At 67.7% G+C, this 16,099-nt stretch carries 16 protein-coding genes; 7 read left to right on the top strand and 9 right to left on the bottom strand.

What is annotated here, in order from left to right; all coding sequences use genetic code 11:
• Positions 1-50 precede the first annotated feature (50 nt).
• Positions 51-977: a pseudouridine synthase gene (locus G6N77_RS07725; protein ID WP_165181453.1), complete on the top strand. Its 927-nt coding sequence runs from the start codon at positions 51-53 to the stop codon at positions 975-977.
• 94 nt (positions 978-1,071) lie between these two features.
• On the opposite strand, the gene G6N77_RS07720 is transcribed toward G6N77_RS07725, so the two are convergent.
• Both G6N77_RS07720 and G6N77_RS07715 read right to left on the bottom strand, forming a co-directional pair.
• Positions 1,072-1,329, bottom strand: coding sequence for a GlsB/YeaQ/YmgE family stress response membrane protein (locus G6N77_RS07720; RefSeq protein WP_165181452.1), 258 nt, complete (start codon positions 1,327-1,329; stop codon positions 1,072-1,074).
• A 169-nt stretch (positions 1,330-1,498) separates the two neighbouring features.
• Complete coding sequence (locus G6N77_RS07715) at positions 1,499-1,804, bottom strand: hypothetical protein (protein ID WP_165181451.1); 306 nt, start codon at positions 1,802-1,804, stop codon at positions 1,499-1,501.
• 86 nt (positions 1,805-1,890) lie between these two features.
• Between G6N77_RS07715 and G6N77_RS07710 the strand changes: the two genes are divergently transcribed.
• The gene (locus tag G6N77_RS07710) at positions 1,891-2,697 is read left to right on the top strand and encodes a VOC family protein (protein ID WP_165181450.1); all 807 of its coding nucleotides are present in this window, start codon (positions 1,891-1,893) and stop codon (positions 2,695-2,697) included.
• Positions 2,698-2,806: 109 nt separating this feature from the next.
• Here G6N77_RS07710 and ppc read toward each other — a convergent pair whose 3' ends face one another.
• Both ppc and G6N77_RS07700 read right to left on the bottom strand, forming a co-directional pair.
• Entirely contained in the window at positions 2,807-5,626 is a 2,820-nt protein-coding gene (gene ppc, locus G6N77_RS07705) for a phosphoenolpyruvate carboxylase (RefSeq protein WP_165181449.1), read from the bottom strand.
• 129 nt (positions 5,627-5,755) lie between these two features.
• Complete coding sequence (locus G6N77_RS07700; RefSeq protein ID WP_165181448.1) at positions 5,756-6,337, bottom strand: SRPBCC family protein; 582 nt, start codon at positions 6,335-6,337, stop codon at positions 5,756-5,758.
• A 175-nt stretch (positions 6,338-6,512) separates the two neighbouring features.
• Between G6N77_RS07700 and G6N77_RS07695 the strand changes: the two genes are divergently transcribed.
• Positions 6,513-7,319, top strand: coding sequence for a DUF1684 domain-containing protein (locus G6N77_RS07695; RefSeq protein WP_165181447.1), 807 nt, complete (start codon positions 6,513-6,515; stop codon positions 7,317-7,319).
• A 286-nt stretch (positions 7,320-7,605) separates the two neighbouring features.
• On the opposite strand, the gene G6N77_RS07690 is transcribed toward G6N77_RS07695, so the two are convergent.
• Entirely contained in the window at positions 7,606-8,808 is a 1,203-nt protein-coding gene (locus tag G6N77_RS07690; RefSeq protein WP_165181508.1) for an acyl-CoA dehydrogenase family protein, read from the bottom strand.
• 5 nt (positions 8,809-8,813) lie between these two features.
• Positions 8,814-9,587 carry an SDR family NAD(P)-dependent oxidoreductase gene (locus tag G6N77_RS07685; protein ID WP_370875271.1) on the bottom strand — a complete coding sequence of 258 codons (774 nt, stop codon included), beginning with the start codon at positions 9,585-9,587 and terminating at the stop codon, positions 8,814-8,816.
• Positions 9,588-9,724: 137 nt separating this feature from the next.
• On the opposite strand from G6N77_RS07685, the gene G6N77_RS07680 reads away from it, so the two are divergent.
• Positions 9,725-10,783, top strand: a complete 1,059-nt coding sequence (locus G6N77_RS07680) for a glycoside hydrolase family 76 protein (protein ID WP_240901769.1) — start codon at positions 9,725-9,727, stop codon at positions 10,781-10,783.
• A 102-nt stretch (positions 10,784-10,885) separates the two neighbouring features.
• Here G6N77_RS07680 and G6N77_RS07675 read toward each other — a convergent pair whose 3' ends face one another.
• The gene (locus G6N77_RS07675; RefSeq protein ID WP_165181445.1) at positions 10,886-11,473 is read right to left on the bottom strand and encodes a YdeI/OmpD-associated family protein; all 588 of its coding nucleotides are present in this window, start codon (positions 11,471-11,473) and stop codon (positions 10,886-10,888) included.
• 52 nt (positions 11,474-11,525) lie between these two features.
• Here G6N77_RS07675 and G6N77_RS07670 point away from each other — a divergent pair, with 52 nt between their 5' ends.
• Genes G6N77_RS07670 through G6N77_RS07660 form a run of 3 tightly spaced genes read left to right on the top strand, consistent with a single transcriptional unit; the run spans position 11,526 to position 13,673 of the window.
• Positions 11,526-12,350 (top strand): hypothetical protein, encoded by an 825-nt coding sequence (locus G6N77_RS07670; RefSeq protein WP_165181444.1) that lies wholly within the window; start codon positions 11,526-11,528, stop codon positions 12,348-12,350.
• Positions 12,351-12,359: 9 nt separating this feature from the next.
• Positions 12,360-12,899 (top strand): NUDIX hydrolase family protein, encoded by a 540-nt coding sequence (locus tag G6N77_RS07665; RefSeq protein WP_165181443.1) that lies wholly within the window; start codon positions 12,360-12,362, stop codon positions 12,897-12,899.
• A gap of 54 nt (positions 12,900-12,953) precedes the next feature.
• Positions 12,954-13,673 (top strand): SRPBCC family protein, encoded by a 720-nt coding sequence (locus tag G6N77_RS07660; RefSeq protein ID WP_165181442.1) that lies wholly within the window; start codon positions 12,954-12,956, stop codon positions 13,671-13,673.
• Between the two features lie 114 nt (positions 13,674-13,787).
• Here G6N77_RS07660 and mctP read toward each other — a convergent pair whose 3' ends face one another.
• Both mctP and G6N77_RS07650 read right to left on the bottom strand, forming a co-directional pair.
• Positions 13,788-15,500 (bottom strand): monocarboxylate uptake permease MctP, encoded by a 1,713-nt coding sequence (gene mctP / locus G6N77_RS07655; protein ID WP_442321263.1) that lies wholly within the window; start codon positions 15,498-15,500, stop codon positions 13,788-13,790.
• Positions 15,497-15,811 carry a DUF3311 domain-containing protein gene (locus tag G6N77_RS07650; RefSeq protein ID WP_205678108.1) on the bottom strand — a complete coding sequence of 105 codons (315 nt, stop codon included), beginning with the start codon at positions 15,809-15,811 and terminating at the stop codon, positions 15,497-15,499. Before G6N77_RS07650 ends, mctP begins: the two co-directional genes overlap by 4 nt.
• Positions 15,812-16,099: the final 288 nt, after the last annotated feature.

The raw sequence follows: 16,099 nt of genomic DNA, 5'->3' as shown, positions 1-16,099 counted from the left end.
CAGGCACTCCCGACACTACGCCCTGAATCCATCGGTACCCTTGAAGGGTGATGAAATCCCCGCTTCCCGTGCGCAACGGGGTCAATGCGACGCGCATGCGCATGCCGGACGGCGGCCCCTGGGCCACGGCCATGGAATATGTGCTGGACAAGTTCAACCACGTTGACCCGGCCGGAATCGTAGACAGGTTTGAACGCGGTGAGGTCATGGCCCTGGGCGGGGAGGTGGTCACGCCCACCACTGCGCTGAACGAACATGTTTTTATTTGGTACTACCGCGAACTCCCGGTGGAAAAGCGCCTGCCCGTGGAGCTGTCCATCCTGCACCAGGATGAAAACCTGGTGGTGGTGGACAAGCCGCACTTTTTGCCCACCACGCCCGGCGGCATGTACGTCCAGGAATCGGCCCTGGTGCGCCTGCGAGTGTTGCTGGACCTGCCGGACCTGGTGCCGATCCACCGCCTGGACCGCATGACGGCGGGCGTGCTCCTGTTCTCCGCGAATCCGGAGACCCGCGGAAACTACCAGCTGCTCTTTGAAAAGCGGCACATTGAAAAGACGTACCGTGCAGTGGCCCCTGTCCTGCCCGGGCTGGAATTTCCGCTGGTGGTGCGCAGCCGCATGGTCAAGTCACGCACGTACCTGCTGGCGCAGGAAGTTCCCGGGGAGCCCAATGCGGAAACCCGGATCGAGCTCATGGACACCCGGATGGACCCTTCATCCGGGCGCCAGCTGGGGCTGTACGAGCTGCAGCCGCACACGGGCAAGACGCACCAGCTCCGTGTCCACCTGGCCTCTCAGGGCATCGGCATCCTCAACGACCCGTTCTACCCGGTGCTCCACGAGCAGGCGCCGGATGACTACACGAAGCCGCTTCAGCTGCTGGCCCACAGCATTTCCTTCACGGACCCGCTGACGGGCGAACCCGTGAAGTATTCCTCCGGGCTGCGCCTATCCGCCTTCCCGGACCACAACTGAGCGGATCCAGCGGGCCCGGGCCGCATAAAGTGATGGAGCGTCGGGCGAAACACCGCAAAAGGTGATGGAGCGTCGGGGGGGCGAAAACGGCGCCCTACTTGCGGCCCTTGATGGCCCCGTAAACGGCCGCCACGACCAGTCCGCCGCCGATGGACAGCAGCCACGTCTTGATGTTGAAGAAGGAGCCGAGGTCGGTGTGGAAAATCAGCGAGCCCAGCAAACCGCCCACAATGGCGCCAACCACGCCGAGGATGATGCTGGTGACCCAGCCGCCCTGCACCTTGCCCGGCATGATGGCCTTGACAATGGCTCCCACGATCAGGCCGAGAATGATAAATCCAAAGAATCCCATGGTGTTCTCCCTGTCTTGCGTAGTTGTCCATGCGCGTTCGGTGCGGACATGTTGGCTGCACCAAAGCTAAATCGTACTGGGAAGTAACATCCCCACGATCAATCTACTGTGATCGACACCACATGACAAACTTGACAGGCTCGACGGCGGATTGCCCGCCAGGTGTCGGCTACAGGGCCAGCCACTTGCCGGCCGAGCGGCGGTAGCTGCGCAGCGCGGCCGTGGTGGCCACCGTCTTCACCCCGTGGCGCATGGAAGCCGCCGCGTCGCGCGCGAGGCGATTCTCGGCGTCGTACTCGCTGGCCTCCACCATGAAGCGGACGGTGATGCGCGGGACGCCGGCCACGACGTCGAGCTGGTTGGCCTCAACCACGTGGGCCGCACCGACGGCGGCAACCGCCATGGCCATGACCTCCTCGGGGGCGTGGCCCGGGCGCAGGCCGGTGATCTGGATGGTGGCGCGAAAGGAAGGCATTGTCCCAGCCTATTGGGTGGCGGGGCCGGGGCAGCAGCCATAAACTCGGATGTGGCAGCGGAATGTACGGAACTCAAGGAGCCGGCATGAACCAGAGAAATGACTATCCCGCGGGCGTTCCCTGCTGGGTTGAGACCTTTCAGCCCGACGTGGATGCCGCGCTGTCCTTCTACACTGCCGTCTTTGGGTGGCAGCCGGCCGGTCCGGGGGACCTCTCCGGCGACGGGGACGGCGGCCGCTACTACGTGGCCCGCCTGCGGGGGCTCGATGTTGCCGGGATTTCCTCCCAGCCCGTCCCCGGCGCACCCACTTCATGGCTCACGTCCGTGGCGGTGGCCGACGTCGATGAGGCAGTGAAGGCCGTGACCCAGGCCGGGGGAACCGTGGTTGCGGCCCCCTTCGACACCCCTCCAGTGGGCCGCGCCGCCGTGGTGGCCGATCCGGACGGGGCGGTCCACGGCTTGTGGGAGGGTTCAGCCCGGGCCGGCGCCCAGCTGGTCAACGAGCCCGGCGCGTGGTCCATGAGCCAGCTGGCCACCCCCGACACGAGCCGGGCCGCCGCGTTTTACGCCGACGCCTACGGCTGGACCACGGAAACCCTTGGCGCGGGCGACGGCGCCGCCACCCTTTTCCGCCTGCCCGGCTATGTTGGGGGCGTGCCGCAGCAGCCGGTGTCCCGCGAAGTGGTGGCGGTCATGGTTGCAGGCCCCGGCCCCGCGCAGTGGACGCCCAATTTCTGGGTGCCCGACGCCGACGCGGCTGAAAGCACGGCGGTGCGCCTTGGCGGCCGGACCCTGGTGCCTGGCTTCCCGTCACCGGCGGGAAAGACGGTGGTTCTGGCGGATCCACAGGGCGCCGTGTTTTCGGTGACGGGGGTCGACCACAGGGCGTGAACTGGGCGGCGTGAACTGCACGGCGTGAACAAATGCCGCCGCTCCCGCATTTTGCCGCCGCTGTACCGGTGGCAAAATGCGGGAACGGCGGCAAAACTTCGCTGGGGGGCTATCCGGTGTTGCGAAGGCCCGCGGCCACCCCGTTGATGGTGATGAGCATGGCCCGCTGCAGGCGCTCATCCACCTCCGTCGCGCCGGCGTCGGCCTCGCGGACGCGGCGCAGCAGCTCCACCTGCAGGTAGGAGATCGGGTCCAGGTATTGGTCGCGGACGGACAGGGAGCGCTTGAGGAGCGGCTGGCGGTCCAGGAGTTCGTCCTCGCCGGTCAGCAGCTGGATTTGCTCAACCGTGAGCTCGTACTCGGCTCGGATCGTGGCAAAAAGATGCTGCAATTCTGCCGGAACCAGCGTGCGCACGTAGTGGGCGGCGATCTCCATGTCCGTTTTGGCCAGCGTCATCTCCACATTGGAAATGGTGGAGGAGAAGAAGTGCCAGTTCGCCAGCATGTCCGTCAGTGCGCCGGCATGCCCGGCGTCGCGGGCCGCCTTGAGGCCGGAACCCACGCCAAACCACCCCGGGACGATTTGGCGGGACTGCGTCCAGCCGAACACCCACGGGATGGCCCGCAGCCCGCCCAGGCCGGAGCCGGAATCGGGCCGCTTGGACGGGCGGGAGCCAATGTTCAGGCTGCCCAGCTGCTCCACCGGGGTGGAGGCGAGGAAGTACGCCGGAAGGTCGCCGTCGTCAATCAGGGCCCGGTAGCCAGCGAAGGCGGCGTCGGAAACTATTTCCATGACCGCCCCGAAGCGGACCAGCTCGTCCTCGGTGTGGCGCGGCGCCTGGTGCAGCGCTGAGGCCTGCATGACGGCGGCCAGCGACAGCTCCAGGTTTTCCCGGGCCAGCTCGGGCAGCGAGTACTTGTCGGAGATGACCTCGCCCTGTTCGGTGAACTTGATGGCCCCCTCCAGCACGCCGTTGGGCTGGGCCAGGATGGCGTCGTACGTGGGCCCGCCGCCGCGCCCCACGGAGCCGCCGCGGCCGTGGAACATGCGCACGTTGACGCCATGCTTGACGGCGACGTCGCGCAGCTTGCGCTGGGTCTTATGGATCTCCCACTGGCTGGTCATGACGCCGGATTCCTTGTTGGAGTCCGAGTAGCCGAGCATGATCTCCTGCATGTTGCCGCGCAGGCGCACCAGCTCCCGGTAGGAGGGGTCTGAAAGCAGCTGGTCCACAATTTCGGCGGAGGCACGCAGCTCGTCAACGGTTTCCAGCAGGGGCGCAAAGCCGATCTTCGCGTAGCGGTTCTCGCCCGTCAGCTGGACCAGGCCTGCCTCGCGGGCCAGCACGGCGGGCGCCAGGACGTCGTCCGCGCCGCGGGTCATGGACACAATGTAACTTTCGACGACGTCGGGCCCATAGGTGCGCAGCGCCCGGCGGACCACGCGGAAGACGTCGTACGTGCCGTTGGCGGCGCCGTCGAGCCTGATGGGGTGGCCGGAAAGCGGACGGTGGCTGGCCAGCTCCCGGCTCAAGACCTGCAGGCGTTCGGCCCGGTCCAGCTCGCCGTAGGGGCGGGGCAGCTCGCCCACGCGGTCCATGAGCTGCCCGACGGCGTCGTGGTGGTGGTCGGCGTGCTCGCGGATGTCCAGGGTGGCCAGGTGCAGGCCGAAGGAGGCGACGGCGCGGCGCACGGTGGCCAGCGCCCCGTCCGCCACGAGCGACGCGGAGTTGTTGCGCAGGGACGTGTCTAGCAGGGCCAGGTCGGCCAGCAGTTCGGCCGTGTCCTCATAGTCGCGTCCGGGCTCGTGGAAGGCGTCCGCGGCGGCGCGGCGGCGGGTGTTGAGCAGCTTGGCCTTGATGCAGGTGAGCTTGAGGCGGTAGGGTTCCTCGGCGTTGAGCTCCAGCACGCGCGGGTCAAGGCCCGGCAGCCTGGCCAGGTCCGCCGCGATGGACGCAGTCAATTCCGGATCCGCACCGTACAGGGCGCTGGAGTTGGAGAGGATGGAGAGTAGCTCGTCGATCATGGCGATGCTGATCTTCACGGCGTTGGCGTTTTGCAGGACCAGCACCTCGCGGGTGACGTCGGGGGTGACGTTCGGGTTGCCGTCCCGGTCCCCGCCGATCCAGGAGCCGAAGCGCAGGGGTGCCGCGCCGGGCGGCAGGGTGACGCCGTGTGCGGCCAGAAGCTGGTTCAGTTCTGTCAGGACCTCCGGCATGGCATCGCTGAGGATGTTCTGCAGGTAGTAAATGGCGTTGCGGGCCTCGTCGAGGGGCGTGGGGCGGACCTTGCGCAGCTCGTCCGTTTGCCACATTTGGTCAATGATCTCAGCGAGCTTGCGGTCCTGGCGTGCCCGGGCGCTGCTTCCTTCGGCCGACGGCGTCGCGAGGATGTCGGAGAGCTTGCGGACCTTGTCCAGCACGGAGCGGCGGGACGCCTCCGTGGGGTGGGCTGTAAAGATGGGGCGCACGTCCAGCTCGTTGACCACTGCCTGCAGGGCACCGGGGCCGGCCTTTTCGGCGATTTCGGTGACGGCCTTCGCCAGCCAGCCGTCCGTTTCGTCCCGTGCGCGCAGGCTCCTCACCCGGTGGACCTGCTCGGCAGCGTTGGCCAGGTGGAAGTAAAACGCAAAGGCCCGCACCAGCTCCGTGGCCTGCTCCAGCGGCAGGGAGGCGAGGACCTCGCGGACCTGCTCGGCGACGTCGTTGGCGCTCCACGGGCCGGTGCCGGTCTCCCCGCGGGCCGCTTCCTTGGACTCCTTGGTGAGGAGGCGGACCTCCTCCACCATGGCGAGCAGGTCCGGGCCGTGCTGGCGGACCAGGGACTCGCCCAGCAGGGTGCTGACACGGCGGACATCGGCCCGCAGCTCCGTGTCCTCCGTGGGATCGCCGGCATTTCCGGGTGCGTTGGCTGAGAGTTCCGGACTCATGGGTCGGTGTCCTTACGGTGTGTGGTGCTGGGGGACACGTATGCTGCGTTGGATACGGTGGGGCTTCTTTGGTGCCGATTGGATTCTATTGTGCGGGGGCCCACACGGCGAATCCGTCCCGGCAGCTGTTCACTTTCCGGCACCGCCCCCGGATTGCGGCCCCGCAGCATACCCGGCGTGGACCTTTTCCCAGCACGGATAAAAGTCGTCCCACCAGTGCTGCCAGTCAACGCTTTTGCCGTCCAGGGCCTCCTGCAAATGGTCAAGGTGGACATGCCAGCCGGCCAGGGACATGGGCACCACTTCATCCGGGACGGCCAGCGTGTTGGTGAACACCAGCCGGGTGCCGCCGTCGTCGTTCGGGGCCAGCTCAACTCGGATGGTGCCGTGCATGGCATTGCTCAGTTCCAGCAGCTGCGGGGCTTCGGCGGCGAGCACGCGGCCGTTCCACCAGTCGCTTTCAATGCCGTGGCCCTCATCCTTGACGTTGAGCCATTTGAGGTCAAAGGAGGAACCGGTCCGGGCCTGGCCGCGCACCCGGCACCACCACATTTGAGTTTTTGCCGGGTCCGTGAACATGGCCCAGACGTCCGCGGGCGCCGCCGAGTAGTCCCGGACGAGAGTCAGCTTCACGCCGTCCGGGCCCGCCGGGTCCACGGTGCCGGGGCCAAAGCGGGCCATGTCCTTGTTCAGGTGGTTGTTCGTTCCCATCGTCCCATTCTTCCATCCCCCGGGCGCCGGGCGGGGGCGCGGGCGGAACGGTGGGACGGGGGTGGGCGCCGGGCAGGATGGGGCGCTGGCGCCGGCGGCGGGCGGAATAGGCGCCTCGACGCCCCGCGTTGTGCCTACAGTGGATTCAGACACAGCACCCGCAGCAAGGAGCACCATGAGCACGCAACACGCCGAACAGATCCCCCTGACGGAAAGGTGGGACCGCTTCCGCGCCGGGCGCAACTCAGCCCTTGCCTCGCAGCACGGCTGGCTGACACTGACCTCCTTCCAGTGGCTGCCCGCCTCCCCCGCCGCGCTGGACGCCGTCCCCGGGCTCTGGAGCACTGACGGCACCGCCGCGTTCCTCACCGCCGCTGCCCCGGACCACCTGACGCTGGTGGAGGGGGAAACGCCGGTTGACGGCACCATTGAGGCCACCCTGGCCGATGAAGAATCGCTCATGTGGGTGCAGTTTGGGACGGTGGTGGTTGAGCTGGGCATGCGGGCCGGGCGCTACATGGTCCGGACCCGCGATGCGCAGTCCCCGACGCTGACCGGCTTCACGGGAGTTCCGGTGTTTGGCTACAACCCGTCACTGGTGCTCACGGGCGCCTTTGAGCGTTACGCCGAGCCGCGCACGGTGGCGATCACCACGGCCCACCCGGACGTCCCGGGTGCCGCCGTCCTGGTGGGCGACGTGGTCTTTGAGCTGGGCGGCGCCACATACCGGCTCGGGGCCGAGGACGGCGGGCCGGACTCCCTGGTGGTCACGTTCCACGACGAAACGAATAATGCCAGCAGCTGGCGCTGGCGCAAGCTGGAGGTGGCCAAGCCGGGCGCGGACGGAGCCGTGGTGCTGGATTTCAACCGCACCGTCAACTACCCCGCCGCCTTCAGCGACTTCGGCACGTGCCCTGCCCCTGTCGAGGGGAACCGAATCAAGGTAGCCGTTCAGGCCGGCGAGCGCGACCCGCGGAAGTAGCCCTCCCCACCGACCCGACGCTCCCTCACCTTTCGCGCCCTCCCCGCCGACCCTCCCTCACCTTTCGCGCCCTCCCCGCCGACCCTCCCTCACCTTTCGCGCCCTCCCCGCCGATCCTCCCTCACCTTTCGCGCCCTCCCGGCCGACCCTCCCGAGCGAATTGAGGGAGGGTCCGTCTTGGGGCCGCGTTTGATGAGGGAGGGTCCGTCGTGGGGCCGCATTTGATGAGGGAGGGTTGGCCATATGTGCCCATTTGCTGAGGGAGCGTCGGTGGTGGGGGTGGGGGCTAGACGATCGCGGAGACTCCTGTGATGGCGCGGCCCGCAATCAGCGTGTTGATCTCATGCGAGCCCTCATAGGTGTAGATGGCCTCCGCGTCCGCAAAAATCTTCGCCATGCGGTAATCCGTGACGATGCCGTTGCCGCCCAGGATGGAGCGGCCCATGGCCACGGTTTCACGCATGGCGGCCGTGGTGTGCGCCTTGGCCAGGGCCACCTGCGCCATGGTGGCGTCAGAGAGGAAGCCCCCGGCGGCCCCGGCATCCCCGCCATCCTGCAGCGCGGCGATGCGCACCATCATGGCCAGCGACGCCGTGGCGTTGCCCAGCATTTTCACCAGCTGCCCCTGGATGAGCTGGAAGGACGCCAGCGGCTTCCCGAACTGCTGCCGTTCGACGGCGTACGCCCGGGCCACGTCGAACGCCGCCAGTTGCTGGCCCACGGCCTGCCAGGCCACGGAGATCCGCGATCCGCGCAGCATCTTGTTGGTGTCGCTGAAGGAGCCGACGCCGGAGAAGCGGTCCCGCTCCTCCACGCGCACGTTGTCCAGGGTGATGTGAGCGTTCTGCACTGTCCGCAAGGCGATCTTGTGTTCGATCTTGGTCCGTTCGACCCCTGGCAGGGACCCGTCCAGGATGAAGCCGCGCACCTCTCCCGTGTCCGCATCCTTGGCCCACAGCAGCATGTGGTTGCAGAACGTCCCGTTGCCGATCCAGCGCTTGGTGCCGTTGAGCACCCAGTGGGTGCCGGCGTCGTCCTCCACCTTGCGGGCGGTGGTTTCCATGCCCCCGGAGACGTCGCTGCCGTGGTCCGGTTCGGTGAGGGCGAAGGCGCCGGTGGTGCGCAGGGCGATGGCGTCGGGGAGCAGCCGTGCCTTTTGTTCCTCCGAGCCGAAGTCGATGAGGGCCTGGACAAAGAGGTCGTGGTGGACCAGGAAGAAGGTGGCCAGCGAGGTGTCTGCGCGCGTCATTTCCGCGATCACCAGGCCCGTGAACAGGTGGGAAAACTGCAGCCTGTCCGGGGCGGCAAGGTTCAGGGCGGCGATTTTGGGTAGGATGTGGGCCGGGAATTCGGCGTCGTTCCACCACTGTGTGGAGTACGGGGCCACTTCCTCCGCCAGGAACGTGCGCAGCTGCGCCAGCTTGGCGGCTTCCTGGTCCGTCAGGAGGGACTCGTAGCCGAAAAAGTCGGCCGGCGGCAGTGCCTGCATTCCAGTCACTTGGGCCCCATCCGGATGGCGCCGTCAAGCCGGATCGTCTCCCCGTTGAGCATGGCGTTCGCTGTGATGTGCTCAACGAGGGCAGCGTATTCGGCCGGCTTGCCCAGGCGCGACGGGTGCGGCACCTGCTGTCCCAGCGAATCCTGCGCGGCCTGCGGAAGTCCGGCCAGCATGGGGGTTTCAAAAATGCCGGGCGCAATGCTGACCACGCGGATCAGGGAGCGCGCCAGTTCCCGGGCCAGCGGCAGCGTCATGGCGGCCACGGCCCCCTTCGACGCCGCATAGGCGGGCTGGCCGATCTGTCCGTCAAAGGCCGCCACGGAGGCTGTGTTCACAATGACGCCGCGCTCCGGCCCGAATTCCCCTGCCAGGGGTTCCGCCGCCGCCATGGCCTCGGCGCACAGCCTGACCACGTTGAAGGTGCCCAGCAGGTTGATGTGGATGACGCGGGCAAACTGGTCCAGCGGCAGCACGCCGTCGCGCCCCAGCACCTTGCCCGGCGTGGCAATTCCGGCACAGTTGACGGCGATGCGCAGGGTCCCCAGCGCAGCCGCTGCCCCAATGGCGGCCCGTACCTGGTCCTCAAGCGTGACGTCGGCGGGCGCAAAAACAGCCCGCTCCCCCAGTTCCGCCGCCAGCTCGGCACCCTTTGACTGCGGCAGGTCCACCAGCACGACGGCGGCCCCCGCCGCATGCAGCCGCCTCGCCGTCGCTGCCCCCAGGCCCGATGCGGCGCCCGTAATGAGCGCGACGGTGCCGTTCTGTGAAATTTCCATGGTTCCTCCTCGTTGAGGTTGGCCGGCCCGCACTGGGGCCGCGAAAACTGCAAAGGCTTGCGTTAATGAATACTAACTGAAATCCCTTGTCCGGGACATGCCTCCCTGCAGCAAACAGTACGCTTGGGTCCATGACGGATCACGGAATGGCACCCTCCGGCGGGCAGTGGGCGGAACGCGCGGCCCGCACCGCCCTCAACGTCCATGCCCGCTTTGGCCACCGCCTCATGGGCGTCCCCGGCACGTGGATTGGCGCCGTGTCCGTTCCCGCCACGCAGGACCCAACGCCCTGGTCCGAATGGCACTACTGGTGGCAGGCCCACTACCTCGACGCCGTGGTGGACGCCGGGTTGCGCGAACTGGGGTCCGGCAGCAGGGCCTCCGCCGCCCTCTCTCTGGCACGGGGGCGTGCACTGCTGAGGGGCATCATGGTCCGCAACTTCGGCCGCTTCCCCAACTACTTCTACGACGACATGGCGTGGCTGGCGCTCGCCGCCGACCGGCTCAACGGCCTCTCCCTGGCATTGTCCGGCCGGCCCTGCCTTTTGGCGGGCGTGGCATCCTCCACGTTGACGGCGCAGCTTGGCCGGGCCCGCGACGGCGTCCTGGGCGGCGGCATTTACTGGTCACGGAAGCGCGACTACAAGAACACGCCGGCCAATGGCCCAGCTGCCCTGCACTTCGCCCGGACCGGCAACCTGGACCTGGCCCGCGCCATCTCGGACTGGCTGCGCACCGAGCTGTTTGATGCCGGCTCCGGCCTGTACCTCGACGGCGTCCACCCCACGCCCCGGGGCCCGGAAGTCGAGCGCACCATCTACACGTACAACCAGGGCCCCATCCTGGCCACCCTGCTGGAACTCGACCACCCGCAGTACGTGAGCCAGGCCGCGGAGTTGGTAGCCGCCGTCGAACGCGGCCTGGCCACGGCGGCTGGCGGGCTGCGGCTGGAGCCCGGCGGCGACGGCAGCCTGTTCACCGGCATCCTGTGCCGCTACCTGGCAGTGGCGGCCCGGGACCTGCGGCTGCCGGAAGGATCACGCACGACGGCGGCGCGGCTGGTGGCGCTGACGGCCGCCGGCCTCGCAGGGGAGCCAGACCCTGAGGGTGCGAGCGGGCCGGCCCTGCTGTCGGCCGCAGTCCAGCGCTGGACCATATTTGAGGCCGCCGCCACCCTGCCCACTGCGTAGCTACCGTGCCCGATGCGCGGCCGGCCCGGGGCCCGACGAATTATGCGCAAAACGTACCGGACAGTCCGGCGCACAAGCAGCGGTGCCTGATTCCGCATCGACTCAGGGGCGGCGCTTTTGCGGGTGCGGGGTCTCCCCGGCCGCCAGCATCTCCACGAACCGGGCAATCTTCGCCACCCGGGCCGCCGGTGTCTTGACGGTGGTGGTCCGGTAGATCAGCGCGTAGCGGTTCACCGCCGTGAGCACCTCAAACATGGCCTGCGCCCGCGGATTCGCGGCGATGGCGGCGGCCAAATCAGGTGGGAGCTGCGCATCCGCCTGATTGACATAGGCCGCCTCCCAGCGGCCGTCGGCCTTGGCTGCCTCGACGGCGGCCACCCCGGCAGCTTCCATGACGCCGGCCGCGGTGAGCCGCCCAATGTTCTCGACGTTGTTCTTGGACCACTTGCTGGTCCGGGTGCGGGGTGTGAAGCGGGTGAGGTAGCTGCCGGCGTCGCGCTTGCCGATGACCCCGTCGATCCAGCCGAAGCACAGGGCCTCATCCAGCGCGCCCGCGTAGTCCAGTGCGGTGACGGTGCCGCCCTTCTTGTGGAGCACCAGCCGCACGCCCGGGCTCGATGCATGGTGTTCCAGCAGCCAGGCCCGCCACGCCGCAGCGTCCGGGAGCAAGAGTTCGGGGAGCTCGATCATGGCTACACCCTAACGTTGGTAGCGTGGAGGCACCACCAACCACGGAGGCACCATGCTGCGCGTCCGCCCCATCCTCTCCACCTCCGCCCTGGACGACCATGCCGCCCTGCTCAGCGCGCTCGGCCTCGGGTGCACGGAAAACCACACCGACTGGCGCGTTTTTGACTCCGGCCGCGGCAAGGTGGGCCTGCACCGCACCGCTCCCGGCAACGACGGCGGCCGGCAGGACACCAGCACCGCAGACGACGGCGGCCGGCGGGACGGCTCCGTGCAGCTGGGTTTTGAGATCCGGGACCGCGACATTTTTGTCCGGCGCACGCTGGCCGACGGAACCCGCGCGGAACTGCTCGAAACGCCGCACGGACCCTCAGCCCGCGTCACTGCGCCGGATGGCTTCACGTTCCTGGCCGACCCTGTCGTGGACCCCGCAGTGGACCCCGCCAACCCGGGCCCCGGCCCCAACACCGCCGGCCCCGGCCCCGTGAACCCCCACACGCGACAAAGCAGCGCCGTGCAAAACAGCCCCGCGCGCCCCGGCCCGCCCACCGTGGTCCAGCTGTGGCACACGCCGGACGTGGATGCCGCCCGGAAGGTGCTGGCGGACATCGGCGCCCGCCTCCTGCCGCCCCGCCCCGACGGCACAGGCGGCAGCAGGTTTCAGGCTAAGAACGGCGGGCTGGTGGAGGTGCACCCGGGCGGGGTGGCCGGCGTCGGGCTGTGCCTTGAGTTCCCAGCCGAACCGGCCGCCCTGAAGACCTGGCTCACCGCGGCGGGACTCACCGCGGCGCCTGCCCCCGGGCCGGCCGGCAGCTCCTTCCGGGTGCACACGCCGGGCGGGGCCGCCATTTGGGTCCGTGCGGGCGGGTTCATGGGGTAGAACTGTTACATGAGCGTCCGCACTCCTGATCCCTACCCCGGCTGGCTGTCCAACGAGGACCTGTACGAGGCCCGGAACCGGCTTCCCATGGTCTACGTGGAGGTGGTGCCCGTCCGGCTTGACCCCCTGGGCTACGTCAACGAGGTGGGGCTGCTGCTCCAGGCCGACGACGAGGGCTCCATGGTGCGCACCCTGGTGTCGGGGCGCGTGCTGTACCGCGAAACCATCCGGGCTGCCCTGGTGCGGCATGTGGAAAAGGACCTCGGCCCGCTGGCGTTCCCGCAGCTGCCCGTGAGCCCTGTGCCGTTCACCGTGGCCGAATACCTTCCCTCGCCTTCGCAGACCGGGTTCACGGACGAACGCCAGCACGCCGTGGCCCTGGTGTATGTGATCCCCGTGACGGGCGAGTGCGAACCCCGCCAGGACGCCCTGGAGCTGACTTGGATGACGCCGGAGGAAGCGCTCAGCCCCGGCGTGCAGGCCGAATTCGTCGGCGGCCGCGGCTCCCTGGTGCGGCAGGCAATCTCCTACGCCGGCGTGGGCAGGTAACGAACAGGCGTAGGGTGCTGGCCCGTTCCTGCCAAGCGGCGTAGATTACGATGCATGGACAAGACCCAGCTCTCGGTACTCGTCAATGCGGACGCGGAACAGGTGTGGCTCATGCTGCGCGAACCAGCCAGGATTGCCCAGTGGCACGGCTGGGAAATGGACGGCCTGCAGGAGGAGATCCAACAGATCTACTATGGAGACGACGTCACGGAAAGCGACGATCACCTCCGGCTTGAGCTGGGCATGGGCGACGTCTTCACCCTGGAGCCCGTCCCGGACGGCACCCGGCTCACGCTGACCCGCGGCCAGGCGACGGGTGAATGGGCCAAGTACGACGCCGACATCACGGAGGGCTGGTCCGTCTTCATCCAGCAGCTCAAGTTCAAGCTGGAACGCCACCCGCACACCCCCCGCCGGACCATCTTCGCCGACGGCACCAGCGCTGCACACACCCGGCTGTGGGACGCCCTGGGCATTGACACCGGATGGCTGCCCGACGCCGGCGAACCGTACAAGCTGACCCTGACCACAGGGGCCACGCTGGAGGGCAAGGTCTGGTACCGCACCGAGTCCCAGTTGGGCCTGACAGTGGCGGACTACGCCGAACACGGCGACGGCCTGCTCATCCTGGCCCAGCAGGCGCCCGTGGAGGGCGTGCGCGAACATCCCGGTGCCCAGGTCATCGCCTCCACGTGGGGGCTCGGCGCCGCAGCGATGGATGCCATCGGCTCCCAGTGGGACTCCTTCATGGAGACCCACTACCCCGACGCCTAACGGTCCCCGGACGGGCAACTAACAACCGCGCCCGCCCCCCGCATTCGCGCCCAGTGGTACGGGCGCGAATGCGGGGGACGTGCGCGGTTGCGTCCCGAGTGGGCCACAGACTGGCTACAGAACGGGTCCCGGTGTTTCCACCGCCCGGGCCGCAAAATCGGAAACCTCGGGATCGTCCTCATTGGCGCCAAAGTCCGAGGGCTTGGTGATGTCCTTGCCGTTGGGCACCTTCAGGGCCTGCAGCACCAGGGTGACCACCACGGCCACCAGGGCGTTGAGCACAAACGCCGTGACGGCGATGTAGACCTTGATGTTGGTGCCCGGGATGGCCGCAATGGAACCGCCAAAGTGGGCGTGCGAGACGGGGTTGACAACGCTGTAGGCCGCCCACGTGCCGTAGATGATGCCCACGGCCCAGCCTGCCAGCAGCGCCCACTTGTGGAACCAGCGGGTATACAGGCCTGCCACAATGGCCGGGAACGTCTGCAGGATCCAGATGCCGCCCAGCAATTGCATGTTGATGGCCGTGGAGGCGTCCATGCCGATGACGAAGATCAGGGCTCCGAATTTCACCACCAGCGAGGTGACCTTGGAGACCTTGGCCTCCTGGCGCGGGGTGGCATCCTTTTTGAAGAAGTCCTTGTAGATGTTGCGGGTGAACATGTTCGCCGCCGCAATGGACATGATGGCGGCCGGCACCAGGGCACCGACAGCGATCGCGGCCAGCGCCACGCCTGCGAACCAGGACGGGAAATTGTCCAGGAACAGCTGCGGGACCACCAGCTGGGGGTTGATGGTCTTGCCGTCCAGCTCCACGGGGCGGGTGCCGGCGGCGATGGCCACGTAGCCAAGGAGCGCCAAGAAGCCCAGCACCAGGGAGTAAAGCGGCAGCACGGCCGCGTTCTTGCGGATCGTGTTGCGGCTCTTGGTGGCGAGCACACCCGTGATGGAGTGCGGGTACATGAACAGCGCCATGGCCGATCCCAGCGCCAGGGTGGCGTACGCCGCGTAGCTGTCAGCGCCCGGAATGAACGGTCCGGGAACCTTGCCGGTGACAGGGTTCACGGTGGTCATCTTTGCCTGGGCGGCACCGAAGATGTGCTCCCAGCCGCCGAACTTGGTGGGCAGGTAGATGATGGCCACAATGACGGCCAGGTAGATCAGCACGTCCTTGACCACGGCAATCATGGCCGGGGCGCGCAGCCCGGAGGTGTACGTGTAGGCGGCCAGCACCACGAAGGCCACAATCAGCGGCAGGTCGTTGAGGAACCAGTTGCCCGGGCTGCCCACGCCCAGCACGGTCAGCACGGACTTGATGCCCACCAGCTGCAGTGCAATGTAGGGCATGGTGGCGATGATGCCGGTGAGCGCAATGGCCAGCGAGAGCGGCTTGCTGCCGTAGCGCCCGCCCACAAAGTCTGCCGTGGTGACAAAGCCGTGCCGCTTGGACACGGACCACAGCCGGGCCATCAGCAGGAACACGATGGGGTACAGCACAATGGTGTACGGAACGGCGAAGAAGCCGCTCACGGAGCCTGCCGCCCACATGGCTGCCGGGACCGCCACGAAGGTGTAGGCCGTGTAGAGGTCCCCGCCCAGCAGGAACCAGGTGATCCAGGTGCCGAACTTCCGCCCGCCCAGGCCCCATTCGTCAAGCGAATGCAGGCCGTCCGGCCCGCCCGTGCGCCAGCGTGCGGCATAGAACCCGAGCACGCCCACCAGCACAAAGAGCACGACGACGACGACCAGTGCGGTGACGTCCACGCCCCTGGCTGCTGTCGGGGCGGCGGCCAGTGCCGCGCCCACCATGGCCGGTGCGGCGCTCACTTGGCCTCACCTCCGGCGTCGTGCCTGCCCCTGCGCCCGGCCTGGTCCTGCAGGACGGCGCGGCGGCGCTTGTCTTCGGTGGTCATCAACTTGTAGCAGATGCCGATCAGGATGGCGCAGATGGGCACCCACAGCATCTGGTACCAGAAGAAGAACGGAAAGCTGAAAAGGTGGGGGTCTGCGTGCGCGTACATCGGCACGGCAAGGGGGAAAATAATGGCAACGGCCAGCAGTATTCCACTGACCACGTACGGCATGGGTCGTGCCGGTCCCCGCGTGGGTGAATCATGAGTGGTGTTCGGATAGGACATGAGCGGCTCCTTTGGGCTCTGCAGTCCATGGGTGTTTCTGACTTTTTCATGGTAGGGACACATACGGAACGATCGGTAGGTATTGGGAAAATTAGTTTCCCGTGTCACCGGCCACATTCCGCATCGTTGCACACCGCTTTTACAACGTGCTACGTTTGCGTTCGATCGTGATCAACCGGCAGGAGGTGGTACCCATGAACGCAGCATCAACAGTGGGCGCTCCCCTGCAGTCCACGATCGCGCGACTGAGGTAGTCGCCGCTGGGAGCGCCGGATCCGGCAATTCGCG

It is taken from the genome of Arthrobacter silviterrae, from assembly GCF_011045165.1.
In the GTDB taxonomy this organism is placed as follows: domain Bacteria; phylum Actinomycetota; class Actinomycetes; order Actinomycetales; family Micrococcaceae; genus Specibacter; species Specibacter silviterrae.
The sequence above is the reverse complement of the archived record's forward strand: the minus strand, read 5'-3'. Positions and strand labels throughout refer to the sequence as shown.